24 protein-coding genes and 1 pseudogene are annotated in these 26,622 nt (G+C 61.1%); 21 read left to right on the top strand and 4 right to left on the bottom strand.

From position 1 onward, the window contains the following. Positions 1 to 112 precede the first annotated feature (112 nt). Positions 113 to 1,081, bottom strand: coding sequence for a TMAO reductase system periplasmic protein TorT (gene torT / locus JNC62_RS19735; RefSeq protein WP_374841072.1), 969 nt, complete (start codon positions 1,079 to 1,081; stop codon positions 113 to 115). Here torT and JNC62_RS19730 point away from each other — a divergent pair. Further along, positions 1,080 to 3,866, top strand: coding sequence for an ATP-binding protein (locus JNC62_RS19730; protein WP_374841070.1), 2,787 nt, complete (start codon positions 1,080 to 1,082; stop codon positions 3,864 to 3,866). The two genes, torT and JNC62_RS19730, sit on opposite strands and share 2 nt — an antisense overlap. Here JNC62_RS19730 and JNC62_RS19725 read toward each other — a convergent pair. After that, the gene (locus tag JNC62_RS19725) at positions 3,826 to 4,521 is read right to left on the bottom strand and encodes a response regulator (protein ID WP_374841068.1); all 696 of its coding nucleotides are present in this window, start codon (positions 4,519 to 4,521) and stop codon (positions 3,826 to 3,828) included. The two genes, JNC62_RS19730 and JNC62_RS19725, sit on opposite strands and share 41 nt — an antisense overlap. A gap of 108 nt (positions 4,522 to 4,629) precedes the next feature. Here JNC62_RS19725 and JNC62_RS19720 point away from each other — a divergent pair, with 108 nt between their 5' ends. The 9 genes from JNC62_RS19720 (at position 4,630) to JNC62_RS19680 (ending at position 14,392) form a co-directional block, all read left to right on the top strand. Then, positions 4,630 to 7,317 (top strand): molybdopterin-dependent oxidoreductase, encoded by a 2,688-nt coding sequence (locus JNC62_RS19720; protein WP_374841067.1) that lies wholly within the window; start codon positions 4,630 to 4,632, stop codon positions 7,315 to 7,317. A 59-nt stretch (positions 7,318 to 7,376) separates the two neighbouring features. Next, positions 7,377 to 8,615: a molybdopterin molybdotransferase MoeA gene (locus JNC62_RS19715; protein ID WP_374841066.1), complete on the top strand. Its 1,239-nt coding sequence runs from the start codon at positions 7,377 to 7,379 to the stop codon at positions 8,613 to 8,615. Between the two features lie 6 nt (positions 8,616 to 8,621). Beyond that, complete coding sequence (gene moaA / locus JNC62_RS19710) at positions 8,622 to 9,671, top strand: GTP 3',8-cyclase MoaA (RefSeq protein WP_374841064.1); 1,050 nt, start codon at positions 8,622 to 8,624, stop codon at positions 9,669 to 9,671. Between the two features lie 5 nt (positions 9,672 to 9,676). Next, positions 9,677 to 9,931, top strand: a complete 255-nt coding sequence (moaD, locus tag JNC62_RS19705) for a molybdopterin converting factor subunit 1 (RefSeq protein ID WP_374841062.1) — start codon at positions 9,677 to 9,679, stop codon at positions 9,929 to 9,931. 8 nt (positions 9,932 to 9,939) lie between these two features. Beyond that, complete coding sequence (locus tag JNC62_RS19700) at positions 9,940 to 10,725, top strand: HesA/MoeB/ThiF family protein (protein WP_374841060.1); 786 nt, start codon at positions 9,940 to 9,942, stop codon at positions 10,723 to 10,725. Next, positions 10,722 to 11,210 carry a cyclic pyranopterin monophosphate synthase MoaC gene (moaC, locus tag JNC62_RS19695; protein ID WP_374841058.1) on the top strand — a complete coding sequence of 163 codons (489 nt, stop codon included), beginning with the start codon at positions 10,722 to 10,724 and terminating at the stop codon, positions 11,208 to 11,210. The genes JNC62_RS19700 and moaC overlap by 4 nt, the downstream gene beginning before the upstream one ends. Beyond that, entirely contained in the window at positions 11,207 to 11,722 is a 516-nt protein-coding gene (locus tag JNC62_RS19690) for a DUF2478 domain-containing protein (RefSeq protein ID WP_374841057.1), read from the top strand. The genes moaC and JNC62_RS19690 overlap by 4 nt, the downstream gene beginning before the upstream one ends. A 366-nt stretch (positions 11,723 to 12,088) precedes the next feature. Beyond that, positions 12,089 to 12,796 (top strand): SDR family NAD(P)-dependent oxidoreductase, encoded by a 708-nt coding sequence (locus JNC62_RS19685; protein ID WP_374841056.1) that lies wholly within the window; start codon positions 12,089 to 12,091, stop codon positions 12,794 to 12,796. A gap of 48 nt (positions 12,797 to 12,844) precedes the next feature. Continuing rightward, positions 12,845 to 14,392 carry a cryptochrome/photolyase family protein gene (locus JNC62_RS19680; protein WP_374841054.1) on the top strand — a complete coding sequence of 516 codons (1,548 nt, stop codon included), beginning with the start codon at positions 12,845 to 12,847 and terminating at the stop codon, positions 14,390 to 14,392. 380 nt (positions 14,393 to 14,772) lie between these two features. On the opposite strand, the gene JNC62_RS19675 is transcribed toward JNC62_RS19680, so the two are convergent. Beyond that, positions 14,773 to 16,551, bottom strand: a complete 1,779-nt coding sequence (locus tag JNC62_RS19675) for a methyl-accepting chemotaxis protein (protein WP_374841052.1) — start codon at positions 16,549 to 16,551, stop codon at positions 14,773 to 14,775. A 147-nt stretch (positions 16,552 to 16,698) separates the two neighbouring features. On the opposite strand from JNC62_RS19675, the gene JNC62_RS19670 reads away from it, so the two are divergent. From JNC62_RS19670 to JNC62_RS19655, 4 genes are all read left to right on the top strand, one after another. Beyond that, on the top strand, positions 16,699 to 16,932 hold the full coding sequence (locus JNC62_RS19670) for a hypothetical protein (RefSeq protein ID WP_374841051.1): 234 nt from the start codon (positions 16,699 to 16,701) through the stop codon (positions 16,930 to 16,932). Between the two features lie 237 nt (positions 16,933 to 17,169). Continuing rightward, entirely contained in the window at positions 17,170 to 17,958 is a 789-nt protein-coding gene (locus tag JNC62_RS19665; RefSeq protein ID WP_374841049.1) for a helix-turn-helix transcriptional regulator, read from the top strand. Positions 17,959 to 18,044: 86 nt separating this feature from the next. Then, positions 18,045 to 18,503 (top strand): FixH family protein, encoded by a 459-nt coding sequence (locus tag JNC62_RS19660; RefSeq protein ID WP_374841047.1) that lies wholly within the window; start codon positions 18,045 to 18,047, stop codon positions 18,501 to 18,503. A gap of 9 nt (positions 18,504 to 18,512) precedes the next feature. Continuing rightward, complete coding sequence (locus JNC62_RS19655) at positions 18,513 to 19,757, top strand: cytochrome-c peroxidase (protein ID WP_374841046.1); 1,245 nt, start codon at positions 18,513 to 18,515, stop codon at positions 19,755 to 19,757. 109 nt (positions 19,758 to 19,866) lie between these two features. Here the strand turns inward: JNC62_RS19655 and JNC62_RS19650 are convergent, their stop codons facing one another. Then, complete coding sequence (locus JNC62_RS19650) at positions 19,867 to 20,805, bottom strand: LysR substrate-binding domain-containing protein (protein ID WP_374841044.1); 939 nt, start codon at positions 20,803 to 20,805, stop codon at positions 19,867 to 19,869. A gap of 305 nt (positions 20,806 to 21,110) precedes the next feature. Between JNC62_RS19650 and JNC62_RS19645 the strand changes: the two genes are divergently transcribed. The 7 genes and pseudogenes from JNC62_RS19645 to JNC62_RS19615 form a co-directional block, all read left to right on the top strand. Next, on the top strand, positions 21,111 to 22,085 hold the full coding sequence (locus JNC62_RS19645; protein ID WP_374841042.1) for a carbohydrate kinase family protein: 975 nt from the start codon (positions 21,111 to 21,113) through the stop codon (positions 22,083 to 22,085). Positions 22,086 to 22,143: 58 nt separating this feature from the next. Next, positions 22,144 to 23,244 carry an extracellular solute-binding protein gene (locus JNC62_RS19640; protein ID WP_374841040.1) on the top strand — a complete coding sequence of 367 codons (1,101 nt, stop codon included), beginning with the start codon at positions 22,144 to 22,146 and terminating at the stop codon, positions 23,242 to 23,244. Positions 23,245 to 23,337: 93 nt separating this feature from the next. Then, positions 23,338 to 24,552, top strand: a complete 1,215-nt coding sequence (locus JNC62_RS19635) for an ABC transporter permease (RefSeq protein WP_374841038.1) — start codon at positions 23,338 to 23,340, stop codon at positions 24,550 to 24,552. A 17-nt stretch (positions 24,553 to 24,569) separates the two neighbouring features. Continuing rightward, the gene (locus JNC62_RS19630; RefSeq protein WP_374841036.1) at positions 24,570 to 25,379 is read left to right on the top strand and encodes an ABC transporter permease; all 810 of its coding nucleotides are present in this window, start codon (positions 24,570 to 24,572) and stop codon (positions 25,377 to 25,379) included. 54 nt (positions 25,380 to 25,433) lie between these two features. Then, positions 25,434 to 25,877, top strand: coding sequence for a D-ribose pyranase (rbsD, locus tag JNC62_RS19625; RefSeq protein ID WP_374841035.1), 444 nt, complete (start codon positions 25,434 to 25,436; stop codon positions 25,875 to 25,877). Next, positions 25,877 to 26,410, top strand: coding sequence for an ureidoglycolate lyase (locus JNC62_RS19620; RefSeq protein WP_374841033.1), 534 nt, complete (start codon positions 25,877 to 25,879; stop codon positions 26,408 to 26,410). The genes rbsD and JNC62_RS19620 overlap by 1 nt, the downstream gene beginning before the upstream one ends. Beyond that, positions 26,410 to 26,547, top strand: a pseudogene (locus JNC62_RS19615) (Fe3+/spermidine/putrescine ABC transporter ATP-binding protein); the annotation flags it as partial. The gene JNC62_RS19620 and the pseudogene JNC62_RS19615, both read left to right, overlap by 1 nt. Positions 26,548 to 26,622 lie beyond the last annotated feature (75 nt).

The following is a 26,622-nucleotide window of genomic DNA, read 5'->3' as shown; positions in this document are numbered from 1 at the left end:
ATGCTCTAACCCGGCTCGCGCGATCTCCGGATCATAGGCGACACTGCGCTCGCCCAAGACGATTAGACAACCATCGACATGCGACGGCGCTGTGGTCCCAACCTTTATGAGATCATCTGAGGGGCTGATCAAGGGTCGGAAAATAGTCGGCCGGTGACAATTCAAGCGTGTCAGGTGCCGCGCCGCCTACGGCGATGACGATCGGCGGACCGACCAGTTCGCGCATTCGAACACCCCCCATCGCGGCAACGGCGGCATCGACCGCCAACGTTCCCTGAAGCATCGGATTGTCGAACGGGGCGGCTGCCACCTGGCCGTTGACAAGGCCGCGCGCGACGCTGTGGCTGATATAGGTCGCAACCAGCAATGGCGCGTGGTTCGAGCGGCGAGCAAGGGCCATAGCGGCCTCGATCGCGGGAGCGGACCCGATGATGACGTCCGGTGGCGGTCCTTGTGCCAGAGCCTGTTCCAGTATCCTCAATTGTTCGGAATTTCCGGTGTCAGCAGCCAAAACGCGCTCGATCGAGAGGGCAGACCCGCTCAGGCCCTTTCGCAAACCTGACTCGAGCGGGGCGGTCCAACTCGACTGCGGTGGTCCTGTCAAAAGGACTGCTTGGTGCGGAGGCGCGTCGGCGGGAAACAGGCTGGCTAAGTGTTTTCCAAGCAGCAGGCCCATGTCGGACCAGTCCACCCCCACGCGCGCCATGAGAGCATGGGAATGCAGTTCGTTGACCAATCCGATGACCGGTCGGCGTGTGGCGGCGCGGCTCACCGTCTCGAGGAGCTCTTGGTCATCGGCCGAAACAGCACCAATGAGGATCGAACCCGCATCGAGTTTCTCGCAGGCAGCAATCTGTTGAATTTGGCGCGAGAGGGCTCGATATCCACCAGCCTCAAAAAAGTGCAACGACAGCCCCTTCTCCTGGGCGCGTGTTTCGATACCGTACGCTACGCTGAGCCAGTATTCGTCCTTGAAATGCGGGACCAGAACGCAAAGGTCGCGCGCCGCAGACGCACCGGCGAAAAAGACACAAATGGCGGCGATTGCGGCACAGGAAATCCACCGGTAAGCATGTTTCATGCGCGGCCACCGTTTCGACAAGCAGCTCCAGTCCGTATTCATTGTCCTCTCCGGGCTCTCCATCGTTGTCGGCCTTGCCGCGGTCACCGTCAACTATTACCTCGCCCAGTCGCAGGGACGCGTGCTTGCGGAAAGCACCGCCATCATCGAGCGCACGGAGAGAGTGGTCCTTGATGCCGATCTTGCGGTGGCGCTGGCCAACCAACTCGCCACGGCGCGGACGCCCGACGAAGCCACAGAAATCGAAGGGAGGCTTTCCAGTCGCATTGGGCGCATCGAGGCCGACATTGCCGCCATGGGTCTCTTCGACGCGAACGCTGCGGACGAAACGAACGAGGTTAGAGAGGTGTCGAATCCGGTCGCACGGATGGGAGAGACCGTTCGCCAGCTCCAGACGATTAACGCCTCTATCCAGGCAAGGGAGGAGCAGCTCGCCGCCGCCGGACTGAACCTTACGGATCTTGCCTCCAAACAGAGAGATCTCGCCAGGCTGCGTATCACCGCCGGCATCTGGGAGATGTATTCAACGAAGGGCGGTACCGTCCGGAGCGGCCTGGATCGGCTCGCCGACGTCGACCTGTTTGCCTTCGAACGGCTGGGTGAACTAAGCGACGCTGCTGCCGGCCTGACGCGCCTTGTTCAATGGCTGGGACAGGCTGCATCGGCCAAGGACGTTTCGACCTGGTCGGCGGAGTTCGACGCATTTCTCGATCTGGCCAAAGCGCGTACGCCGTTCATGCCGTCTGGGGCTGCGCGGAAAGCGGCAGAGGGTGAACTTCGCATCCTGGCTGCAGCACAGGAAACAGGCGGGCTGATTGACCTCCAGCGGGCGAGGTTTTCCGCGATGACGGAACTGCAAACCCGTTTCGGAAGCCTCCAGCAGACGCTGACGGCGCTATCGGCCGCGGCAATGCACGGCCGAACGCAGGTGAGGGCACGGATGCAGGAACGTGTGGCTGCCGCGGGAGGCCAGGCAGTGCTGTTGACCGCCATGCTGGCCGCCGCAGTCGTGCTTTCCCTTGCAACCGGCTATATGTTCTGGTCGCGTACCCGCACCCGGGTCGTGGTTCGGCTTAACGCAGTTGCCGAGCGCATTGTCGCCGTGGCGCGTGGAGAGACAGTTCGTCCCATGGCGATCAGCGGTCATGACGAAATCGGCAGATTGGAGAAGTCGATCAATATCCTGCGTCGGCGGGCGGAAGAGGCCGCGAGGCTGCGAAAAAGTCTCGAAGCGGCCGTGCTCGCGCGCACCTCTGACGTGGTGGCGGAAATGCAGTCGGCCAACGTCGCTCGGGCAGAGGCCGAGGAACTGGGCCGCGCGAAAACCCACTTCCTGGCACGGATGAGCCACGAGATCCGAACGCCCTTGAACGGACTGATCGGAATGTTGGACTTGCTGGTGCCTGGCGAACCAGACCCAGTTCGCCAGTCGCGGCTGAAAGCGGCCTTGACCTCTGCCCGTGACCTCCAATCGATGACCGAAGACATATTGACTTTTTCCAGCGGCGAAGACCGACCGGACAGCGCGCGGCTCATCCCGTTCGATCCCGCCTCGCTGGTGCGCGATCTGGCAGAACACCTCCGGGTGCTTGCGGATGCCAGCAATCTGGCAACCGTCGCCGAGATCCCAGAGACCTTGCCGCCAGCGCTGATCGGCGATGCCACACGTATCCGGCAAGTGATCGTAAACCTGATCTCTAACGCTGTGAAATATACCCCTTCAGGAGAGGTCCGGCTGATCGTCTCCCACAGGCCGCTCGCGCGGACGAAGCGACACGAGATCGCTTTCACCGTCTCCGACACAGGTCCGGGAATGACGCCTGAAGAGGTTCGTGACGCGTTCGATATCTACGGCCGCACCGTGGATGCTCGCCGTCGAGGGCTGCCTGGCGTGGGTCTCGGTCTCGCCATTGTGCGGCAACTCACCGATATGATCGGTGGGGAGCTGCGCCTCTCAACGCATGTTGGCAGCGGCAGCAGTTTCACGCTCGTCCTGACGCTCGAAGAAGCGCTTCCCACCGCCATGATCGAAACGCCGGATATCCGGCCTCTTCTGAATGCGACCCGTGTCCTCGTTGTCGAGGACGATCTCGTGAGTCGCCTCGTTGCACGCGGCTACCTTGAGCGTATGGGGGCACGCGTGACGGAGGCGGCCAGTGGCGAGGAGGCATTCGCCGAGGCAAGGCGCTCGAACTTCGATGCGATCCTCATCGATCTCAACCTGCCCGGACTGAACGGGAGGGAGGTTGCCGCCCGTATCCTGCGCAATGGTGCGCGAGTGGCGCTCCTTACGGCCGATCCGGTGCCGGACGACGCTGAGAGCCGCGCCCGCTTCCATGTCGATCAGGTGATGCGCAAGCCTGTCTCCTCGCGGGCTCTGGCCGATTTCCTGGCGGAGGGCGCGATCCTGCCGTCCGGGGACACTGCCGTTACCACCGAGAGCGTGCTGCGGGCAGACATCGCCGATATGGGCAGAGAGGCCGTAACGGAAATTGTTTCAGCGTTTGTGGATGATGTAACGGAAACAGTACCGCGCTTGCTGGAGGATTCGGACCACGATCGTCAAAGGCGCCTCGCGCATCGTCTGAAGGGCGCTGCCGCCAACTTTGTGCTGCACGACTTCTGTACTTTGCTCCGCCGAATCGAGGATGGCGATATCGACGCCCTTGCCGCGTTATCGGAGGCCTCTGTCGAAGCAATCCGTCAACTGCATTCCGCCGCCGACCGTGCAGGACTTCAGGTCCTTATGGAGGAACGAAGCAATATCCTTCCCCCGGACGCGTGAGGAGCCACTCGGGGCTTGTCGGATCCGCCTCAAGTTTCTTGCGCAGCCGACCGATCAGGACGTCGATGGTGCGGTCGCCCGGTTGCCATGTTCCCCGACCCAGTATCTCGCAAAGGCGCGTTCGCCCAAAGGTGATGCCGGGATTTGAGGTGAGGGCGTTCAATAGGTCGAACTCCTGTCCCGTCAGTTGTTCGACCCGCGCGGCGGACACAAGTCGGTGGCGGATGCGATCAAAATGCCAGGGACCAAAATCGTCCACTGCACCCGGCCGGGGAGCGCTGCGGCCGATGTCGGCGATGCGTGAAACCAGGTTCTTGATCCGCGCCGCCAACTCACGCCGGTCGAAAGGCTTGGTGACGTAGTCATCAGCGCCCATTTCCAGTCCGACGATGCGGTCTACCTGCTCGTCCCGGGACGTTAGAAGAATGATGCCGACGCGTGATCGCGCGCGTTGCTCGCGCGTAATGGTCAGCCCATCCTTTCCTTCCAGCCCTACATCGAGCAGTAGCACTTCCGGCGGATCGCTATCAATGATCTCCTCCATGGATCCGGCATCCTCGACCTCGGTGACGCGATAGCCAAGCCCCCGGAGATAGCCGCCAAGCCTCATGCGGGTGACGCGATCATCTTCAACGATCAGAATGTGTGCGCTCATGGAGTTTACATCTCTTTACACTTCTTCACAGCAATCCTTGTCGCAGGTCAACAGTCTGTTCGGTGTGGGGCGCCATGAAGAGACAGATCCACGCCGGAGAGACCTAACATGACTGCGATCCAATCCACTCGACGCGGCTTCCTGCAGGGCGGGGCTGCCCTGCTGGGCGCCAGCTGGCTTATGAACAGCACTGCCCTTGCTTCCATCGACCCCAATTCCTTTGCCGGGCGCATCTTCGGCGCCTGCCACTACGGCCCATTCGAAGCCGTGTTGCGCGACGGCAAGATCGTGGCGATCTCGCCGATGGTCGAACTGGATCAGCGCCCGACCGAGATGCTGTCACACGGGATTCTAGATCGAACCTATGACAAGTCGCGGATCAACTATCCGATGGTGCGCAAATCCTATCTGAAAGGCTGGAAATCCGGCGACGTGAAGCCCGAATTGCGCGGCAAGGAGGAATATGTCCGCGTTGATTGGGATACTGCTCTGAAGTTAACCGCCAAGGCCATCGTCGACACGATCGAGCAGCACGGCAATCAGGGCATCCTGTCCACCTCCTATGGTGGCTGGAGCCATGCCGGCATCATGCGGCCGAACGTGTTGCAGGGAAAGTTCTTCAACATGATCGGTGGCTGCACCAACACGGTGGGTGACTGGTCGGCCGGCGCCAGCCAGATCAGCCTACCGCATGTCATCGGCGACATGGAGGTCTATTCCGCTCAGACTGCCTGGGAAGTGATCCGTGACCACACGGAGGTGTTCGTTATGGTGGGTTGCGATCCGATCAAGAATAACCGCATCGAATATACCGTGGCAGACCACGGCATGTACCAGCCTTGGGAGCAGATCCGCGACAATGGCACCAAGTTCATCTCGATCAACCCACAAAAGACCGCGTCCGACGCCTATCTGAATGCGGAATGGGTGAGGATCATTCCGAACACCGACGTCGCACTGTTTCTCGGCATGGCCTATCACGTTCTGGAACAGGGTCTGGAAGACCGTGCCTACATGGACAAGTACACCGTGGGCGGCGACAAGTGGATCGCCTATGTCAAGGGCGAGGGAGATGACAAGACGGCCAAGACCCCGGAATGGGCATCGGCCATCACTGGCATCGACGCTGCCAAGATCCGCGAATTGGCCGAGCTTCTGGCCAAGTCCAGGACCGAGATCGCCGGCGCCTGGTCGCTGCAACGCGCCCATCACGGCGAACTGACGCACTGGGCCATCATCAACTTCGCCGCATTGACTGGCAAGATCGGCAAGCCGGGCCAAGGCGTGGGCTTTAGCTGGCACTACGGCAACGGCGGCATGCCGCAATCGGGCAAGGGCACGCCCTCGGGGCTGAGCCAAGGCAAGAATTTTGTCACCGAGTACATCGTGCCGGCCTCGCGCCTGACCGAGGCATTGGAAAATCCCGGTGCGGAGGTGTTCTACAACGGCAACGTCCGCAAATACCCGGACGTTCATATGATCTACAATGCCGGCAACAACTTCATGTCGCATCAGCAGGATACCAACCGGCTGATCAAAGCCTTGCAGAAGGTCAGGACGATCGTCAGCCAGGACGTCTGGTGGACGGCCGCGACCCGCTGGGCGGATATCGTGCTGCCGGCATCATCGACGCTTGAGCGCGATGATATGTCGGTGGGCGGCACCTATTCCAACGACAAGATCTACGCGATGAAGAAGATCATCGAGCCGGTCGGCGAGAGCCGCAGCGACTTCGATATCTTCGCGGCGCTGGCCGACCTGTTCTACAGGCAGTCGGTCTATATCGAGGACGGGCAGTTCCCCGAATACATGGACATCATGAAATTCGCCTATGCCAAGACCGGGGCTTCTCAACACACCCCGTTCGAGGAGTTCTGGGAAAAAGGCTATGCTCTGCAGCCGGCTCCGCAGGAAGCGCGGTCCTGGGTGCGCCACGGCGACTTCTATACGGATCCGGTTGCCCATCCGCTGCATACCAAGACGGGCAAGATCGAGATGTTCTGCGAAACCATCGCCAACATGAACATCGAAGATTGCCCCGGAATGCCGATGTGGCTGGAGCCGGCCGAATACCTGGGCAATGCCAAGGAGGGCCAGATGCACGTCGTCAGCCCGCACCCCTGGCATCGTCTGCACAGCCAGATGGACCAGTCGGAATCGCTGCGCAACCTTTACAAGGTGCAGGGCCGCGAGCCGGTGCGCATCAATAGCGAGGACGCTGCCGCCCGCGGCATCGCCGATGGCGATCTGGTCGAGATCTTCAATGATCGCGGCACGGTCATTGCCGGCGCGGTAGTCTCGGACGAAATCATGCCGGGTGTCATTTCCATCTACGAGGGCTGCTGGCCGAGCCTCGACAGCAAGGGGCGCTGCAACTCCGGCCTGGTGAATTTCCTGACGTCGACCCAGAAATCCTCGGGCCTGAGCCAGGCGACCACGGCCAATACCTGCCTTGCCTCGATCCGCAAGTGCGAAGACCCTGAAGGCCCCAACATGGCCTATGAGAAACCGCCGATCATCGAGGGCATGGAAATCGCTGCGATTGCCGACGAAGACCTGGCCTTGGATCGTCTGGATGCCCTGGTCGAGGCACTCTACGCTGACATGAGCCCGGGAGAGAAGCTGTTCTACGAACGCTGCACGGTGTGCCACGGGCCGCGCGACGTGGGTGCATTCACGCAGCTACAATGGAAGGCAATTACCCCGTCCATGTTCCCAAGGGCAGGTCTGGAGGAGGACGAGGCTGCCTTGGTCATGGAATTCCTGATGACCAACGCCTCCGACGCAGCCAAGTAGGATCAAAAGGGCAGCGGCCGGGTATGCCGGCCGCTGCCAAACGCTCTGACAGAAACCCAATGCAGATGCTCAACGCCTCCACGACTAGCCCCCTCATCGATGCGACAGCCGCGCTGGAAACCGCTCTGGCCCAGGTCGCGCAGCCGACGGCGGTTTGTGAAGTCCCGATCGCACAGGCTCTGGGCCGCGTGGCGGCGCAAGATATCACGGCCGCGAGCGCAATGCCGCATTTTACCAGTTCGGCGGTCGACGGGTTCGCTCTCCGTCTGGCCGGGGCGCGGCCGGCGCAACGGCGCCTGCCGGTTGTCGCCACCGTTGCAGCGGGCGCGAGGGACGTGCCGAGCCTTGCTCCGGGCGCCGCCATCCGCATCTTTACCGGTGCGCCCTTGCCGGAAGGCGCAGAAGCGGTGGTCCCCCTTGAGGACGTGGAAGAGGCCGACCACGAGATCATTCTTCAGTCGCTACCGGAAGAAGGTGCCAATGTGCGATTGGCCGGGAGCGACCAACCGCAGGGGGCCGTCCTTCTAAACCGGTGTGAACGCATCGCGCCGCACCACATCGGTCTTCTTGCCGCCAACGGCGTGCGCAATGTCGGCGTCTTCCCCCCTCCGCGCGTGGCCGTCCTGTCGACCGGTGACGAGCTTACGACCGCCCCACTCGGTCCCGGGCAGATCTACGACGCCAACCGCCCCATGTTGCTCGCCCTTGCTCGCGCCGCGGGAGCAGACGTGCTGGACGCGGGCGTTCTCCCCGACGAACAGGAGGCCTTGGCCGAAAGGCTCGCCGAACTGGCAGGCTTGGCCGATCTCGTGCTCACCTCCGGCGGTGCCTCCGTGGGGGGGCGCGACCCCTTGCGTCCGGCCTTTGCCGCCGCCGGCGGCACTGTTGCCGCCTGGCGCGTGGCCGTGAAACCCGGCAAGCCAATCCTCCTTGGTCGCATCGGTCGGGCGGCCTTCACCGGATTGCCCGGCAACCCCTTCGCCGCTTTCGTCGGTTTCCATCTGTTCGCAGCAGCCCAGATCGCACGGCTTTCGGGCCGGACAACGCCGCCCTTCGCAGCGTTCCGGGGCAAGGCCAACTTCGCCTGGAAGCGCCGCCCGGGGCGACAGGAAGTGTTTCCAGTGCGGTGCCTCGGCACGGACGAGACCGGCCTGCCTTTGCTCGAACGTCTGGGAAATGGTGTCTCGGCAACGCTGTTCCCGGTTTCCATGGCGGATGGCCTTGCGGTTGTCGCGGCGGATTGTGCCGAGGTCGCGTCGGGCCAGATGGTAAGCTGGCAGCCGTTTTCGATGGGATGAACGACCATGGGCAATCCTGAGCCCACACTTGTCCCCGTCTACTCATTGCCCGGGGCTGCGCCGCTGATCGACACCTTCTGCCGCCGGGTCAGCTATCTGCGGGTTTCGGTCACGGATCGATGCGATTTCCGTTGTACCTATTGCATGGCCGAACGTGTCGAATTCCTGCCGCGAAAGGATCTGCTGACGCTTGAGGAACTGGATCGGCTGTGTTCGGCATTCGTCGGCCTGGGGGTGACCAAATTACGCGTAACCGGTGGCGAGCCATTGGTGCGCAAGGGGATCATGGACTTCTTCCGCGCCATGGCGCGTCACGTGGCGAGCGGCGCTCTGCGCGAGTTGACCTTGACCACCAATGGCAGCCAGCTTGCACATCATGCCGACACGCTCGCCGCCTGCGGCGTAAAGCGGGTCAATGTCTCGCTCGACACGCTGGATCCCGACCGATTCGCGCGGTTGACGCGCCGGGGCCGGCTCGACACAGTCCTTGACGGCATTCGCGCCGCCCGCGCGGCGGGCCTCCGCGTAAAGATCAACACGGTGGCCCTAAAAGGCGCGACCGAGGACGAGTTGTTTCCGCTTGTCGACTGGTGCGCCGCAGAAGGGCACGACCTGACCTTCATCGAGGTCATGCCGCTGGGCGAAACTTCGATCGAAGAACGTCTCGACCAGTACCTGCCCCTGTCTGACCTGCGCGCCCGCCTTGCCGGACGCTTCACCCTGGAGCCGCTCGCCGGATCAACCGGTGGCCCGGCGCGCTATGTCCGCTTGGCCGAAACCGGGCAGACGATCGGCTTCATCACACCGCTCAGCCATAATTTCTGTGAGAGCTGCAACCGGGTACGACTGGGCTGCACCGGAACCCTGTTCACCTGCCTCGGGCAGGAGGGCACCACGGATCTGCGCGCCGTGCTGCGGGCCTCTGCCGATCCGGCTGGCATCGAGGAGGCCATTCGCGCCGCCATCGCGCGCAAGCCGCGTGGGCACGATTTCGACTATTCGCGCGGCGCACCGACCGGTGCGATCCGCCGCGCCATGAACCGCACTGGAGGATGACCGACATGGGAATGATCGACGTTCTTTATTTCGCCTGGCTGCGCGAACGGGTCGACCAGCCTAGCGAGCGCATCCTCACCTCGGCGGCAAGCGTTGCGGAACTTGTCGAGGAGCTGCGCGTGCGCAGCGAACGCCACGCCGCGGCGTTCGCCGACACCGCTTCCGTGCGTGTGGCTCTGGATCAGCGTCTGGCGGATTTCTCTGCCTCCATCGCTGGCGTGCAAGAGGTCGCATTCTTTCCGCCCATGACCGGAGGCTGAGCAGGATCATGAACATTCAGGCGCCGCTCTATGCTGAAGGCGAACTCCCCCGTTACGAACGCCACATCCTGCTGCGCGAGATCGGAGGCCAGGGTCAGGCAAGACTCAAGCAGGCGCGTGTCCTGGTAATCGGCGCCGGCGGGTTGGGCGCGCCGGTGCTGCTCTATCTGGCGGCGGCCGGTGTCGGACAAATCACGGTGGTGGATAACGACAAAGTGTCGCTGTCCAACCTTCAACGCCAGGTGATCCACAGCCAGGACCGGTTGGGGATGGCAAAGGTCGAATCCGCTCGGTGCACACTCATGGGCGTGAATCCCTACACGACCGTGGTGCCGCTCGAGGCGCGGCTCGACGCCGTCAGCGCCGCCGATCTTGTCAGGGGCAAGACGCTGGCGATCGACGCGACCGACAATCTGCCGTCGCGCCATACTCTTAATGCGGCCTGTGCCGCCGCGGGCGTGCCGCTGATCTCCGGCGCGATCAGCCAATGGGAAGGCCAGGTAACCCTCTACGACCCGGCCAGCGGGGCGCCTTGCCTTGCCTGCCTGTTTCCGGTTCTGCCGCCGGATGATCTTCAGACGACCTGCACCTCCGCCGGCGTGATGGGCGCGCTACCAGGCATCATCGGGGCGATGATGGCCGCCGAGGCGATCAAGGAAATAACGGGAGCGGGGCGAGGTCTGCGCGGCCGGCTCCTGCTGCACGATGCGCTCTGGGGCGAAAGTCGCGAGATTGCAGTCCACCGCACCGCCGGATGCGCGGTCTGCGGCGCCCATCACAAGGACCCGACATGACGCTTACTCATTTCGATGCCAACGGCCAGGCCCATATGGTCGATGTTTCGGAGAAGTTGGCCACCGCGCGCGTTGCCGTCGCGGAGGCCACGGTCGCGATGGCAGCCGACACGCTCAGCCGTGTGATCGCGGGCAGCGCGAAGAAGGGCGACGTGCTCGGGGTGGCTCGCATCGCCGGGATCATGGCTGCCAAGCGGACGGCAGAACTGATCCCGCTGTGCCATCCGCTCGCCTTGACCAGCGCGACGGTGGATTTCGAGATCGATCATTCGGTGCCGGGCGTCCATGTCCGGGCCATGGTGCAGACGACGGGCCTTACAGGCGTGGAGATGGAGGCGCTCACCGCCGCCTCGGTGGCGGCGCTGACCATCTATGACATGCTGAAGGCGGTCGAGAAGGGCATGGTGATCGCCGATCTGCGGCTGACGCTGAAGGACGGTGGCAAATCCGGCCGCTACGTGGCCGAGGGGAGGAAGGGATCATGACGCAACTCGCCCATGTCAGCATCGAGGGGCGCGGAGAGACCGATCGCTTCTTGTCGGTCCTGGCTGAAAGGCTTGAAATGTCTGGCTTGCGGCTGTCTGGAACAGTGCAGGCCAACACCGAACGCGCCGATCGCCGGAAATGTGACATGGACCTGCGCGTGCTGCCCGACGGGCCGACCCTGCGCATCAGCGAGGACCGCGGTGCGCTTAGCCGTGGCTGCATCCTTGACCACGGCGCCCTGGAACAGGCCGTCGCAGAGGTCTCCCGCCGGCTGCACGGAACCGATCTGATGATCGTCAACAAGTTCGGCAAGCGCGAGGCGGAGGGGCATGGAATGGTCCCCGTCATCGCCGAGGCGCTGGAGGCCGGAATTCCTGTGTTGGCCGGTGTGAACAAGCTCAATTTAGAACATTTCCTGTCATTCGCCGGGGGGATGTCTCTGGCGCTTCCAGCCGATATACGGCAGGTGGTCGACTGGTGCCGTGCCCAAGGGGTTCCGGATATAGTTTGAGACTCCCTTGCCGTGCTGGTCGACCCGGATTGTTCCGCGGAATCAAGCAACGGCTCGAAAAATGCTGCTGCCGCAAGTCTGCTTTTGATCCGAAACGCCGAAGCTCCCGTATATCGTTTGACATAAACTTATAGGGAAACGGATCACGCTGTTCTTGCCTGTGGCGGCATGCCGAGCGCTCTTGATCGCACCACTCAAAAGGAGGCGAAAGAGTCCGTACGCATTCTGCTTCGGTGGGCCGGCGATGACACTGACAGCAGTTTTACAGACGAGTTTGATGCGTCGGCAGACAGGTAGGCAACATTTTTCCAATTGGTCCGCGATGAATTCAATCGCCGATCTTAAGTACAATCGAATGGGACCCCAATGACCGAAACGCTGATGCAATCGCTGTCGGTTGGATATTCTGCGTTAGTCATTGGCGCAAGCGGGGGTATCGGAAACGCTGTATCGCGGCAGTTGGAGGCAGACATAGGCTGCGCCAGGGTTGCTTGCCTGTCGCGTCGGAACGATGGGTTTGAGGTTACCAGCGAGGACTCTGTGAGGACCGCTGCGGACAGGTTCGCGTCAGATTCGTTCGATCTGATTTTCTGCGCCACCGGAGCGCTCACACTGAACGGGGTCGGGCCAGAAAAGTCGCTTCGCCAGATTTCGCGAAACACGATGATGCAGCAGTTTGCGGTGAACGCTGTGGGGCCGGCGTTGATTCTGAAGCATTTCGTGCCGCTGCTTTCAAAGAAAAAGCGCGTGATCTTCGCGCTCTTGTCGGCGCGCGTGGGCTCAATTGGTGACAACATGCTTGGAGGATGGATTTCCTACCGCTCCTCAAAGGCCGCTCTCAATCAGATTGTCCGCACCGCGGCAATTGAAGTTGCTCGGACGAACCCGTCATCGTTGATCGTTGCCGTGCATCCAGGCACCGTCGAAACCGAGCTGTCCGCTCCGTTCTCCGCGGGCCACAGGCGCTTCCAACCCGATGATGCCGCGCGCCGTATCCTGCGGACGCTCGACGGTCTGGCTCCAGACCGTACCGACGGTTTTTTCGCCTATGACGGAACCTCGATCGCCTGGTAACCACGGCGCGCGTCCTCCAAATATCGGCAGTTTGCAAGGTCCCTTCTCATGAGAAAGGTTCGCAATCTCATCTTCATACTCGGCGACCAGCTGACTTTATCGCTTTCAAGCCTTGAAGACGCTGATCCCGAGCAAGATCTCATCCTGATGTGCGAGGTCATGCAGGAAGCCACCTATGCACATCATCACAAGTTGAAGATCGCGCTGATTTTCTCGGCCATGCGCCATTTCGCCATCGAGCTTCGCGAAAAAGGCTTCCAGGTGCGATATGTTGCGCTGGACGATCCCGACAATGCGGGTTCGTTCACCGGAGAATTAGCCCGCACCGTCGCGGCGACCTCGCCAAAGCGCATAATCGCCACCGAAGCGTGCGAATGGCGTGTTCTCGAAATGATGGAGTCCTGGCAATCGGCGTTTGGCTTGCCGGTGGAAATTCGCGCCGACACCCGGTTCTTGTTGTCCAAGCAGGCATTCCAAACATGGGCACAAAGCCGTCGCTCGCTGACGATGGAATATTTTTACCGCGACATGCGCCGCCGCACCGGTCTGCTCATGAATGGAAGGGATCCGGAAGGGGGCCGGTGGAACTTTGACGCAGACAATCGCAAGCCTGCCAAGCCGGACCTCTTCCGCCCAACGCATCCGCGTTTCCCGCCGGACACGGTGACTGCGGATGTCCTTGCCCTCGTCGAGAGTATTTTTGCCCACAATATGGGATCGACGGCCCGGTTCTCCTTTGCCGTGACTCGCGCCGATGCGCAAAAAGCTGCAGATGCATTTGTGCGGGACTTCCTGCCTGATTTCGGCGAAACTCAAGACGCGATGCTGAAGGAGGAGCCATTTCTCAACCACTCGCTGTTGTCCTTCTATATCAACATCGGTCTTCTGGATCCTTTCGAGATATGTCGGATGGCAGAGCGCGCCTATCTGGAGGGACGGGCACCCCTCAATTCCGTCGAGGGGTTCATCCGGCAAATTATCGGATGGCGAGAGTACATCCGCGGCATCTACTGGCTGAAGATGCCGGGCTACAAAAAGAGTAATATTTTCAATGCAAAACGGCCACTTCCAGATTTTTTCTGGACGGGCGATACGGACATGGCCTGTGTTGCGTCCGTCATTACACAGACGATAACGCACGCTTATGCGCATCACATCCAGCGTCTAATGGTCGTCGGAAATTTCTCGATGCTTGCAGGATTAGATCCCTACGCTTTACACAAATGGTATCTGGCTGTGTATGCCGACGCGTTCGAATGGGTGGAGCTGCCGAATGTCATCGGCATGAGCCAGTTTGCGGACGGCGGCTTCATGTCGTCCAAGCCCTATGCGGCAAGCGGCGCCTACATTGCGCGCATGTCGAACTACTGCGACAGTTGCCGATACGACGTTTCGAAGAAAAGCGGCAAGGACGCCTGTCCGTTCAATGCATTGTATTGGGACTTCATTATTCGAAATGCAAATAGCCTCTCGAAGAACCGTCGTCTGACCCAGACCTTTGCCGCGTGGGATCGTATGAGCCCGGAGAAAAAACAGGCGTACAGAGGCAGCGCATCCTTGTTTCTGCAGAGGCTGGACGACGGTGAACGGGTTTGAAATGAGGTGGAGTGTTATACACGTCCCACTGAGACAGAAACTGGAGCTTGCGAACGTCACATCTGAGTTCTCTCGCTGGACCGCACGGGCGTCGTTCAAAAGGTCTGTCATGGATGTCGTAAACAATAAACGACTGGCCGCGCCCTTCTCCGGCGGGAAGTGTGCGCACGAGACGCCAGGCGAGGTCGGATCACCAGCTCGATATAGGACCACGGGTTCAGCTCAACGACCATAACCGACATAGCGAAATGCAGCGCACCGGCTGCGGCGATGACATGGGCGATCTGATTGGCGACGACGCAGTCCGTCGTGTTGCAGGAGGAACCGCCGATGCAACGTCGCCGCGGTTGTCGAAAGGTCTCACAGGGGGGGATCGGGCGTCAGAATTCCTGCCAATCGTCCTGCTTAAGTGCAGTGTTGCCGTGGGTGGCAGCACGACGAACGATTGGCGGACGCCGGCTAGCCGTTGTGTTGGTGACGGCAAAGCGCGCTGGCTCGGCGACGGGAGCAGTTCTGCCCTGCTGTGCCAGCATGAAGCGCGAAATAAGCTCGCGCAGGCGCTGCGTTTCCTTTGCCAGTGTGGCGCTTGCGGCATTTGTTTCTTCTACCATAGCGGCATTCTGCTGTGTCACCTGGTCCATCTGGTTGACTGCGGAGTTCACCTCTGAAAGACCCACTGCCTGCTCCCGCGCGAAGTTTGCGATCGCCTGCATATGGTCATTAACGTCAACGATATTGTCGTGGATCGTTTTCAGCGCATCGCCGGTTTCGTTTACGAGCTTAACGCCGCTTTTGACCTCTTCGGAGGATTTGCGGATCAGATCCTTGATCTCCTTTGCCGCCTGCCCGGAACGGTGTGCAAGCTCTCGGACTTCCTGGGCCACGACAGCAAAGCCCTTGCCGGCCTCACCAGCGCGGGCAGCTTCGACACCGGCATTGAGCGCAAGCAAGTTGGTTTGAAACGCAATCTCGTCGATCACGCCAATAATATTGTAGATCTGGCTCGACGACTGTTCGATACGCGCCATAGCGCCTACGGCTTCTGCCACAATTTGGCCGGACAATGTCGCGCTGCTATCGGCGATCTGTGCGGCGTTCCGAGCGTCCTCGGTCCTTTTCAGAGCATTGTTGACGTTCACAGTAATTTCGTCGAGGGCTGCTGCAGTCTCTTCGAGGGATGCCGCTTGTTGCTCGGTCCGCTTCGACAGGTCGTCCGCGCTGGTGCTTATTTCGCGCGTACCGGTGTCAATCCTGTCCGTAGCCGCTGCAACCGCCCCAAGCGTGGAGGCGAGTTGCCTTACGGTGGCATTTAGATTGGTCCGCAACGCCTCGAAGTCGGTCGCAAAGGGCTTTTCAAGAGTAAAGGCAAGGTCACCTTGCGCCATGCTGCTGAGAGCACTGCCGATGGTGTCCACGGCATGGACGCGGTCACTGACATCGGTGGCAAACTTTACCACCTTGATTACCTTGCCTTTTTCGTCAGTAATCGGATTATAGGATGCGTTGAGGCTTAGGACACGCCCGTCCTTTCCGTATCGGATGATATCGCCAATCCAGGGGCGATTTGACTGCAGTTCGGCCCAGAGTAACGAGAACTCTTTATCTCCAGCTGAGCCAGGCTCCAGAAAAAGACGATGTGACTTTCCCTTTATCTCAGAGAGCGAATAGCGGGTCGCTGCCAGGAAGTTTTCATTGGCGGCAACGACTTCACCTGTAGGCGTGAACTCGATGACGACCTGTGCGCGGCTCACCGCCTTTAGCTGTCCTTCGTAGTCAAGGTTCTGCAAGCGCTCCTTCGCATCGGTCCACTCAACGACGAAACCACTGTTTTTCGAGCCGGATTTTAGAGGCGTGACGATTAGGTCGAATACGCGATGACCTACGGAAATCGTCGCCTTGTGCTGGGTCTTCAAGCCCGCCAACATGTTTCGCTGGTGCTTTGGATTCTTGTGGAAAATGTCGATGTTACTGCCGATCAGTTTATTGAAGTCGAAGCGTGACAGCTCCCTCTTTAGGTCATCAGCTGCTTCTTTGAGCAATTCCTTAACAGCGGAATTCATGTAACGAATATTGAGACTTTCATCGGCGATCATTATATTTGCCGTGATGACTTCAAGGGCCTGGATTTGGGCACGAGTACTCGGGAGCAATCCGAACATATTAGGTCGGTCCTTTGGCTTGAGTCGTTCCGATATTCTTGGATTCACGCCCACCATTGCGGCACTTTGTACCGGCCGCATGAGGTTGGTGCTTCTGATCCTTGGGATCGGGGGTATGCTGGAATTTTAGTATCTAATCAGTTAAATTTGACCGTTCCATTTCTCGGTTTTGGAGAAAGGCAAAAGGTCGCCGACGGCGGCGTTATGATCGGCGAGCTGGCGACCGCGGTAGAATTCCAGGGGGAGTTCCCAGGAGAACTGAGGCTGCTGCAGGTTGAGATGCTCAACCTTTTGGAGCTGCGGCCGATTTGGCAAAAAAAACAACGCCAATGGTGCCGAATGTCGGCACATACAGAATTCAAATACCGAATCCAGCGATGACTTGAACCAAGCTCTCGAAGGGGGCGGTGCGAACCGGCGAGCCTTTATGAGGCGCGATAAAAGCGTTCCTCTTGGGAATCGTGCCGGGTGTCAGCCCGTCCGACTAGCTGCCTTGCTTTTGCGACGAGCGCCGCGGCCCGTTCAGTGGCCTATTGGGCGAAATCAGCCCGCGATTCGATGGGCGCCGGTTCCATTCTGTGGCAACATCTCACCACTTGGCAGTAACATGGGCGCAAAATGTACGTTTCAGGCATCGGTCGGGTGATTTTCTGGGAAGGCGGGTCCCTTTGGATCGGCATGGCCGTCGCGCCGATTGACAGCCACGCCCATCACGCCATCCAACTGGCCGTCGGCATCAGCGGGCCGGTCGAGTTCAAGCGCCACCCGTCGCTGCCCTGGCAGAAGTATCCGGCCGCGCTGATCCCGTCGAACCTCACCCATCTGTTCCAGGCGCCCGGCAGGCAGATGGCCCATCTGTTCGTCGAGCCCGAGTCGCAGATCGGACGCCGACTCCTGGAGCGCTTTGGCGCGCATGACATCTGCAGATTGGATGCGGCTGAGGCGCACAGCCTCGCTGCCAGCCTGTCCGATCATTTAAACGCCGGCTCCGATGACCAGGTGCTGGGCGAGTGCGCGCGCCGGATACTGGCTGAGCTTGCCGGATCGCAGCCGGCAGAGCGTCCCACCGATCCGCGCGTCCTGGCAGTGATCGGGGAGATCGTGCGTCGCCTCGACGAGCCGCTCACGCTGGCCGAAATGGCCCGGGTCGCCGGTCTGAGCGAAGGCCGCTTCCGCCATCTGTTCGTGGCCGAGACGGGCGTTGCCTTTCGCGCCTACGTGCTCTGGGCGCGCCTCAACCGGGCCCTCCGGCTCGGCTTTGGCGGAACATCCTGGACCGAGGCCGCCCATGCCGCGAACTTCGCGGACTCGGCGCATCTGACACGCACCTGCCGTCGCATGATGGGAATAACCCCCACCTCTCTCCGACTTGACCAGACGGTTCAGGCCGACCGCCTGCTGGCATGAGCGGTTTCACGATATTGATCTTGCGTTAGCCGCTACGTTCAATCCCGCCTGCGGCAATTCCTCTATCGGCACGCCCAACTGAACCGATGGAGATCAACATGGAAACTTCGAAAACCCTGAAGCGTGCTCTGTGGTTCGGCATTCCGGCCGGTCTGCTGGTGGCCGGCGCATGTGCCGCTATGATGATGATGTCGCCGCCCAAGGACCTGGACCTGGCGCTGAGCAAGCTGTCGGCGGGCGGGATCTACCGCGCTTCGATCAACGCCAATATCGAGCCGGTCACCGTGGGCCGGATGCATAGCTGGACCGTCCGTCTCAACACGGCCACGGGCGCTCCCGTCGAAGGCGCGTCGATCACGGTCGACGGCGGCATGCCGCAGCACGGCCATGGCCTGCCGACCGTTCCGAAGGTCACGAAGTATCTCGGCGATGGCCGTTACCTGGTCGAGGGAATGAAATTCAATATGCCAGGCTGGTGGACCATAAAGGTTGAAGTCGACGGCGTTGCCGGGCACGACGAAGCCGTCTTCAACCTGGTGCTCTGAGGGATCGTCATGCGCAGCGCCAGATTGATTGCGGCAGCCAGCGCCGGCGTGGCAGGGCTCGCCCTTGCCATTGCCGGTTTCTCGACCTGGAGCCAGGCAACGCCCGACTGGACGGCGGAGGAAGTGCGGCTGATTGCCTCGCTCTCCCTCGACAGCCTGCCGCCTTTGCCTGCCGATCCGTCCAACCGGGTGGCAGACGATCCGGAGGCCGCCGCGCTCGGCAAGGCGCTGTTTTTCGACGCCCGCATGAGCAGCAACGGCAAGATTTCCTGCGCGAGTTGCCACCAGCCCGACCTCCAGTTCCAGGACGGACTGCCGCTTTCGAAGGGCGTCGGCACCACCAACCGGCGTGCCATGCCAGTCGCCGGAATGGCCTATAGCCCGTGGCTCTTCTGGGACGGGCGCAAGGACAGCCTGTGGTCGCAAGCGCTCGGCCCGCTGGAGAGCCCGGTCGAGCAGGGAACCGACCGCACGGCCCTCGCGCGGCTGGTCGGCGAAAGTTACCGCGGCCCGTACGAGCGTGTGTTTGGCCCGCTGCCAACCTTGGACGGCTTGCCGGAGCACGCAGCGCCCGCGGGCCCGAAGGAAACGGTCGAGGCCTGGGAGGCGATGAGCGCGGACGAGCGTCAGGCCGTCAACACGGTTTTCGCAAACCTCGGCAAGGCCATCGCGGCGTTCGAGCGCGGAATCATGCCCGGCAAGAGCCGCTTCGACCGATACGCCTCCACCCTCTCGGGCGGCGCTGGTCCGCAGGAGCAGATCCTGACGGCGCAGGAACTGGACGGGCTGCGCCTGTTCATCGGCAAGGGCAACTGCGTCAACTGCCACAACGGCCCCCTGCTGACCGACAACCACTTCCACAACACCGGTGTGCCGGCGGTGCCCGGGTTGCCTGAGGACAACGGACGCGCCGCAGGAGTTCGCTCGGTAAGGTCGGATCCGTTCAACTGTCTCGGACGATACAGCGATGCCGGTCCGGAGGACTGCGCCGAGCTGCGCTTCATGGCCACGGACGGACGCGAAGCGGGGCGCGCATTCAAGACGCCGTCGCTGCGCAACGTCGCGCTGCGGCCGCCCTACATGCATGCGGGGCAGATCAGGACACTGGCCGACGTTCTCGAGCACTACAATCGGGCACCCGCAGCGCCTGCCGGACGCTCCGAATTGCAGCGGCTCGGCTTGGAGGGCAGGGAAATCGCCGCGCTTGAGGCGTTCTTGCATAGCCTCAACGAGGAGCGCCCAGGCGCGAAATAGCGATCACCGCGGACGACTTGCACTGTTTGGTTCACCGCCCCAAGTCTGTTCCCTTTGCTAAGACGCGGTTCTCCAACATGGATCACCAAAAGCACCATAGCCCTTGAGTTCACATTCCTCTTTCGATCTGTCCGTGGATCCACTCGGTAAATGCCCTTACCGCAGGCCTATGTTCTGCCGCCTCCGGATAAAATAACGCAATCAGTTTGCTGGCCTCGACCCTAAAATCGAACAGTCGTAGAAGTTTGCCACTGTTGACGTCCTGTTCGACCAGAGAGCGCATCGCTATGCCAATTCCTTGTCCGCGTGTGGCGGCTTCGATCATCATATAGGCCCGCGAAAATGAAATGGCCCGGTGCGTTGGGAAGGGCGGCAGGCCCAGTTCGGCGAGCCAGCCGTCCCAACTCGCGCCAAAGTCCAGTCCTTCCAGCGTGGTGTGCAAGATGGGGTAGTGTCTGAGATCGGCCGACGTTCTGACCGGCTGGTCGGCACGAAGAATGGAGGGGGCGCAGATCGGCCAGATCTCATCCTGCAGCAGGATCTCCTGCCGAATGCCCGGCTGCGTTTCGCGTGCAAAACTGACGGCGATGTCGACACCGTTCGAGATGACGTCGTCAAGGCTGACGTATGACAGGAGCCTGATCTCGATTTTCGGATAAAGTTCGCCGAACTGCGATATCCGCGGTGCCAGCCACTTCGCGCCGAAAGATGGCAACGAACCGACGACCAGTTTGCCGGTGATATCGCTCGACCGGATGCTGTCGAGCGTACTCTCAATATTGAGCAGTGATTTCCGAATGACGCCGGCGAGCAACTCGCCTTCACGGGACAGCACGAGTTTGCTGTGGATACGGTGAAACAGCTTCACCCCGATCTGCCCTTCGAGAAGGCTGATCTGCTGGCTGATCGCGCTGCGCGTCAGGAAAAGTTCTTCCGCGGCCTTTGTAAAACTGAGGTGGCGCGAGGCAACCTCGAAGGAACGCAGGGCAGTCAGCGAGAAGTGTGTAAGCGCCATCATGTCCCGACTGCTGTCTTTCCTTTCAGCCATGACTGCACCCGGTGCACAAGCGCCTGTGATGCTCTCTGCAGAGAGCACGCCCAATCGGATCTGTCAAAAAAATCTTTCGCGGTTGTATGCGAAAGCTGACCTACACGCGAAATCGGAACGATATTCGGCGCAATCGCCAAATGTTTGACGTGATTGCGTAAGCTGGGCTAACGCAACAAGTTAGGTCTTATCGCTTGTTAGGCAATCGCGCCGCTGCCAATCTCCCCGCAAAGAAGCACCCAGCGCCGTCGATGAATGCCGCCGGGTGTGCCGCCTCCAGGCGCCATGTGTTCAAGAAGGATGCCATGTCCGAAGCCGTCACCAGCGATAACACCGTGGTCTTTTTCGGCAGTCATGCAGTCGACCACTATATCCGCTGCCAGTACTGGCCGAGCGAGGGCCAGAAGATCAACGGGGTGCCGGCCGGCCGGATCTATGGCGGCATGATCCCGAACGCGGCATCGATCTACGCAGGCTACGGTTTGCCGCCTACGCTGATGGGGCCGCTGCAGGACAACGAGGACGCGGATCCGATCCTGGCCGAAATGACGTCGAATGGCATCGATACGCGTCTGGTGCGTCGCTCGCCGCAGTTCAGTAATTCGTATGCTTACAATTTCCTCAGTGAGCGCAATGCCGGCGAGAAGACGCTGATCATCATCGATCCCGGCTACGATTTTGCCCTGACGCACGAAGAGCACGAGGTCTTCACCGGAGCGAAATTCATCTATTCCACGATTGCCCACCTGCGGCGGATCGCCAACATCGGCAACGTGCTTGCACAAGCACGCGCCAATGGCGCCAGGCTGTTCATCGATGTCGAGGCGGAATCGTTCCGGTCCGCGAAGGAGGACTGGTGGGCCTTCTCGGCGGCAGACTTCGTCTCCTTCAATGATGAGAGCATCGCCAAGTTCCGTGGTGAGGCCTCCACCGAGAGGGCAATCGGAGAATTGCTCGACAGCACGCGCGGCGAAGTGATCCTGACGCTCGGCAAGGAGGGGTGCGAGATTCACCTGCCACATGGGCATAGCGTCACCATCGCCGGTCATGTCGTATCGGCGGTCGATCCGCTCGGCGCCGGCGACACGTTCAACTCGAGCTATCTCTACGGCCGTGCTTCCGGATGGTCCGTCGAGCGATCGGCGCATTTCGCAAATGCCGCGGCGGCTCGCTCGACCACACTCGTCGGCCCGCGTAGCGGGCGCGCATCGGTTATGGAAATCGAACGGTTCATTCGAATGTCAGGGCGGACAGATGCTGCCGCTGCCACCTTGGCGTGACAATAGGCAGCCACAATAAGTGTTGAGCAAAGCGAGGGGAATAATGATCAGAAATTTGATGTTGAGCAGTGCGGCCGCGGCCGTTCTGGCAACGAGCGCCGGCTGGGCGGTCGCTGCCGAAGTCAACGTGACCTCGATCGGTGGCGCTTACCAGCGCAGCCAGGAACTTGGCTATGGGCAAGCCTATGAAAAGGCCGGCAACAAGATCAACTGGAACGTCTATTCCGGTGGTCTGGGCGAGGTGCGCTCGCAGGTCGAATCGGGCAACGTCATTTGGGACGTCGTCGACATGAACAATGCTGATTCCAACATCGGCTGCGCAGAAGGCATCTTCGAGAAGATCGACCTTGCCGAAGTGACCGAAGCGGCCCCGAACGGTGCCGGCGTCGACGACTACCTGATCAAGCGTCCAAATGATTGCGCCGTCGGTACCGTTATCTATTCCTGGACCTACGCCTACAACAAGAACGCGTTTTCCGACGCGAAGCCGACCGTCATCGCCGACTATTTCGACACGACAAAGTTCCCGGGCAAGCGGGGCATCTGGAGCAGCCCGACGCAAGCCATCGAAATGGCTCTCATGGCTGATGGCGTGCCGGCCAACGAGATCTACAGCTACCTGGAGGAAAACGGCGAAGAGGCTGTGGATCGCGCACTTGCCAAGCTGAAGACGCTGCACGACGACAAGAACGGCGGCCTGGTGTTCTGGAACGGGGGCGCCGAGCCGCCGGAGTTGCTGGCGAAGGGCGAGGTCGTCATGTCGACCGGCTGGAGCGGCCGCTTCTATGATGCGGTCGTTAAGGAAGGCGCGCCCATCGAGCAGGTCTGGGACGGCCAGATCATGGACTTCCAGAATTTCGTCGTGCTGAAGGGCGCCCCGCACCTCGACGCGGCGAAGGACTTCCTGCGGTTCGCTACTGCCACGGATAACATCGCCGAAACCGTTCGTTACATTCCCTACGCTCCGTGGAGAAAGTCGGCCGGTGAGAAGATCATGGCGAACGAGCCATGGTCCGAAGACGGCAAAACGACGGTCGGCCCCTATCTGTCCACCGCGCCCGCCAACATGACCAACTATCTCGAAATGGGTTCCGACTATTGGCAGAACCACCAGGACGAGGTCAACGAACGCTGGATGGCCTGGAAGTCAGGCCTCTGATCCATCCTCCCTTGGGCTCCGGGAACATATCCGGGGCCCGCCCCGTCCGAACGAGCTGGTGAACGTGCGCTGATGGCCTCTATCGCAAACTCCTTGACACATTTTCCAGCCTCATCCTGGCGGATCCGGCGGACATCTGTCGTCGGTCTGATGCTGATGGCGCCGCTCGCCCTGCTGATCGTGCTGTTCCTGATCGTGCCGTTGTTCCGATTTGTCATCCTCAGCGTCGACAATCGCGAAATTGCCCAGTCCCTGTCTGAAACGGCCGCGGCGCTCGAGACATGGCAGGGGGCGGAGGTTCCAGGCGACGCCGTCTTCGCCGCCTTTGGCAGGGATCTAATCCGGGAGACCGAGAAGGGCAGCATCGCCAAGCTCGGGGCAAGGCTCAATTTCTTCCAGGGCGGGATGAACAGCCTCATCCGCAAGACCACCGCAAGCGCTGCCGGTCTTGAGCCGACCCGCGCGGCATTCGAGCAGGTGGACAAGCGCTGGGTTGACCTGAAGACCTGGCGCGCGATAAGCCTCGCGACCAAACCGGTGATACCTGAATACTATTTCAATGCACTTGATCTCAGGACCGGCGATCCCACGGCTGTGATCTCGGTCGAGGTTAAGCCGGAGGGCCAACAGGTCTACCTGCGCCTTTGGATGCGCACGATCATGGTCGCGCTTCTCGTGGTCTGCGTGTGCACCGCCATCGGCTATCCCATCGCCTATTATCTCGCCAATGCGCGGGGCGTTGCGTTCGCCATCGCCTTGGGCATGGTCCTGCTGCCATTCTGGACGCCGCTCTTGGCAAGGATCGCCAGCTGGATCGTCCTTCTGGAGTCCGGTGGCATCATCAACGGCGTTCTCGTGGCTCTCGGCCTTGTCGATGATGCGAACCGACCGCAGATCCTGCACAACCTCTTCGCAACCGTGGTGGTGATGTCCTACGTCCTGCTGCCTTATGCGGTGCTGCCGACCTATGCGGTCATGAACCGCGTGCAACCGTCGCTGTTCAAGGCCGCCCTCACACTCGGCGCTACACCCTTGCGCGCCTTCCTGACCGTTTACCTGCCGCAGACCCTTCCGGGCGTCCTGGCGGGCGGCATCCTGATCTTCGTGCTGTCCTTCGGCTTCTACCTGACGCCAGAGCTCGTCGGCGGTCCGAGCGGTAGCCTGATCGGCAATCTCATCGCCTACAATTTCTCCAAGTCTCTGAACTGGGGACTGGCAGGAGCACTGGCGACAATGTTGCTCCTGGTCATTGCGGCGGCCGCGCTGGTGTTGCGCGCGGTTTCGCCAAAGGCCGAGCAGAAAAACTGACCGGGATGGATGCAACAATGAGACTTGCTGTCAAAATATGGGCTCTGCTCGGTCTGGTCTTTCTCGCTTTGCCGCTGCTGGTGATCATTCCGCTCTCCTTCACGGCGGGCCAGTATCTTTTCTACACCCCCGAGATGCTTGCGCTGGAGCCAAACGCCTTTTCGACGCGCTGGTATGCCGCGGTCCTGGCGGACCGGGAGTGGATGCTGGCACTCAAGAACAGCATGTTCATCGGGCTTTCGGCGGCGGCCCTGTCGACCGTGCTCGGAACGTTGGCTGCGCTCGGCCTTTCGCGAAGCGGCACGCCGCTCAAGAGCTTATGGGCGGCGCTCATCCTGCTGCCGCAAATCGTGCCGATCGTCATCATTGCCGGCGGGCTGTACTCCGCCTTCTCCGATCTCAAGATGATCGGCACCTACACGGCCGTCATAATTGCGCACACCGTGCTGGCGGCACCCGTTGCTGTGATCACCATACGGGCGAGCCTGCAGCGTTTTGACTGGCGTCTTGTCTCCGCGTCGGCGACGCTCGGCGCCGGTCCGCTCTACACATTCTGGAAAGTAACCCTGCCGCTGATCCGGCCGGCCATTCTCGCAGGTGCGATCTTTGCCTTCGCGGCCTCGCTCGACGAGGTCGTGGTGATACAGTTCATCGGCGGCTACGACCAGAAGACGATACCGCGCGAAATGCTCATCGGCCTTCGGGAGCATCTCAGCCCGGCCATTCTGGCGGTGGCGACGATGCTGGTCGGCTTTGCTGTGCTCGTCCTGATCCTGGGCGAGTTCCTGCGGCGTCGCGCCGAAAGCTACACCCAGAAATCAACCTGACCAACAACGACTGCCGGATGGCCAGGCCATCCCCAACAGGAAAGACGAGACAACATGCGGCACGGCGCGCTTTTGAACGGACCCCTCACGGCCCTGATCGGTGATCTCGGGCATTCCGACAAGATCATGATCGTCGATGCCGGCTGGCCGATCCCCAAGGACCTGCGCTACGACATCTGCCTCACCCACGGCGTTCCGCGCCTGACCGACGTGTTTTCGGTGATCGCCGAAGAGCTTTCGATCGAAAAGGTGATCATCGATTCCGAAATGCAGAACCATGGCCCGGAGGTTTACAGCGAAGTTCATCGCATCATTGCCGGCGCCGCCGCTGCGTCGGGCGAGTCGATCGAGGTCGAGAACGAGCCCCACGTCACCTTCAAGGAACACGCCAAGTCGGTGAAAGGCATCATCCGGACGGGTGAGTGCATTCCTTATTGCAACTTGGTGATCGTGGCCGGTTTGGCCTTCTCGCCCGCGCCGCGCCGGAGCCCGCGTTAATGAGCATCCTGCGCGAGATCGAGATAGAGATGCTTAGGCCCGAAACCGCCGCCGTTTTCGGCAGGGCGCTCGTGTTTGACGGGCGTCCGGCCACCAGTTCCGGGGAGTGGTGGCGATGCTGGGAAGGATGCGCCGAACTGAGCGCCGGACGGCAGTGGGTCGGCTTCGTCCAGGCAAGCGGCGGCAACCCGGAAATCCGCTCGATGGAGCGCGAGCCGGGGACCGAGATCGTCATTCCGGTCGACGGCGAGCTGGTGCAGGTCGTGGCGACCGGTACGCGTGACGCAACGGGCGTCGAGAGGCCCGATGCGCTGGAGGCGCGGGCATTCGTGCTGAAGCCGGGAACGGCGCTGGTGATGGCGCCGGGCGTCTGGCACGCGGCCGCCTTCGGGCTGCGCGGGCCCACCTCCTATTTCTACGTCGCCGAGCGCCGCAAGGCGGAGGACAGCGAGGGCAGGGGCGGCTGGGTCGAATTCGCCGATCGCTTCAGGCTCAGCTGCCGCTTTCCGGCCAACCATGAAGGGATCGCCTGATGGCCGGGGACATCATTACGCGATACGAGAATGTCGTTAAGAGCTACGGTGCGCTGACCGTGGTGAAAGGGCTCGATCTGGAGGTCAAGCGCGGGGAATTTCTCTCGCTGCTTGGTCCGTCCGGCTCGGGCAAGACTGTTCCGGATCAGCGCCTTTGAGACAGAAGTGGCTTAATCGAGAAGAGAGGATTTTCGGCTCATCGTAGCTCATTC

Source organism: Mycoplana ramosa (assembly GCF_041930185.1).
In the GTDB taxonomy this organism is placed as follows: domain Bacteria; phylum Pseudomonadota; class Alphaproteobacteria; order Rhizobiales; family Rhizobiaceae; genus Mycoplana; species Mycoplana ramosa.
The sequence above is the reverse complement of the archived record's forward strand: the minus strand, read 5'-3'. Positions and strand labels throughout refer to the sequence as shown.

Bases quoted from the DNA above. Each gene is read 5' to 3' on its own strand.
- JNC62_RS19675 (WP_374841052.1), bottom strand. From the start codon at position 16,551: ATGTTCGGATTGCTCCCGAGTACTCGTGCCCAAATCCAGGCCCTTGAA.
- JNC62_RS19650 (WP_374841044.1), bottom strand. From the start codon at position 20,805: ATGGCTGAAAGGAAAGACAGCAGTCGGGACATGATGGCGCTTACACAC.
- JNC62_RS19730 (WP_374841070.1), top strand. From the start codon at position 1,080: ATGCGCGGCCACCGTTTCGACAAGCAGCTCCAGTCCGTATTCATTGTC.
- JNC62_RS19645 (WP_374841042.1), top strand. From the start codon at position 21,111: ATGTCCGAAGCCGTCACCAGCGATAACACCGTGGTCTTTTTCGGCAGT.
- JNC62_RS19630 (WP_374841036.1), top strand. From the start codon at position 24,570: ATGAGACTTGCTGTCAAAATATGGGCTCTGCTCGGTCTGGTCTTTCTC.
- torT (WP_374841072.1), bottom strand. From the start codon at position 1,081: ATGAAACATGCTTACCGGTGGATTTCCTGTGCCGCAATCGCCGCCATT.
- rbsD (WP_374841035.1), top strand. From the start codon at position 25,434: ATGCGGCACGGCGCGCTTTTGAACGGACCCCTCACGGCCCTGATCGGT.
- JNC62_RS19655 (WP_374841046.1), top strand. From the start codon at position 18,513: ATGCGCAGCGCCAGATTGATTGCGGCAGCCAGCGCCGGCGTGGCAGGG.
- JNC62_RS19680 (WP_374841054.1), top strand. From the start codon at position 12,845: ATGAGAAAGGTTCGCAATCTCATCTTCATACTCGGCGACCAGCTGACT.
- JNC62_RS19690 (WP_374841057.1), top strand. From the start codon at position 11,207: ATGACGCAACTCGCCCATGTCAGCATCGAGGGGCGCGGAGAGACCGAT.
- JNC62_RS19640 (WP_374841040.1), top strand. From the start codon at position 22,144: ATGTTGAGCAGTGCGGCCGCGGCCGTTCTGGCAACGAGCGCCGGCTGG.
- JNC62_RS19700 (WP_374841060.1), top strand. From the start codon at position 9,940: ATGAACATTCAGGCGCCGCTCTATGCTGAAGGCGAACTCCCCCGTTAC.
- moaA (WP_374841064.1), top strand. From the start codon at position 8,622: ATGGGCAATCCTGAGCCCACACTTGTCCCCGTCTACTCATTGCCCGGG.
- JNC62_RS19665 (WP_374841049.1), top strand. From the start codon at position 17,170: ATGTACGTTTCAGGCATCGGTCGGGTGATTTTCTGGGAAGGCGGGTCC.
- JNC62_RS19660 (WP_374841047.1), top strand. From the start codon at position 18,045: ATGGAGATCAACATGGAAACTTCGAAAACCCTGAAGCGTGCTCTGTGG.
- JNC62_RS19725 (WP_374841068.1), bottom strand. From the start codon at position 4,521: ATGAGCGCACACATTCTGATCGTTGAAGATGATCGCGTCACCCGCATG.
- moaC (WP_374841058.1), top strand. From the start codon at position 10,722: ATGACGCTTACTCATTTCGATGCCAACGGCCAGGCCCATATGGTCGAT.
- moaD (WP_374841062.1), top strand. From the start codon at position 9,677: ATGGGAATGATCGACGTTCTTTATTTCGCCTGGCTGCGCGAACGGGTC.
- JNC62_RS19620 (WP_374841033.1), top strand. From the start codon at position 25,877: ATGAGCATCCTGCGCGAGATCGAGATAGAGATGCTTAGGCCCGAAACC.
- JNC62_RS19720 (WP_374841067.1), top strand. From the start codon at position 4,630: ATGACTGCGATCCAATCCACTCGACGCGGCTTCCTGCAGGGCGGGGCT.
- JNC62_RS19685 (WP_374841056.1), top strand. From the start codon at position 12,089: ATGACCGAAACGCTGATGCAATCGCTGTCGGTTGGATATTCTGCGTTA.
- JNC62_RS19715 (WP_374841066.1), top strand. From the start codon at position 7,377: ATGCAGATGCTCAACGCCTCCACGACTAGCCCCCTCATCGATGCGACA.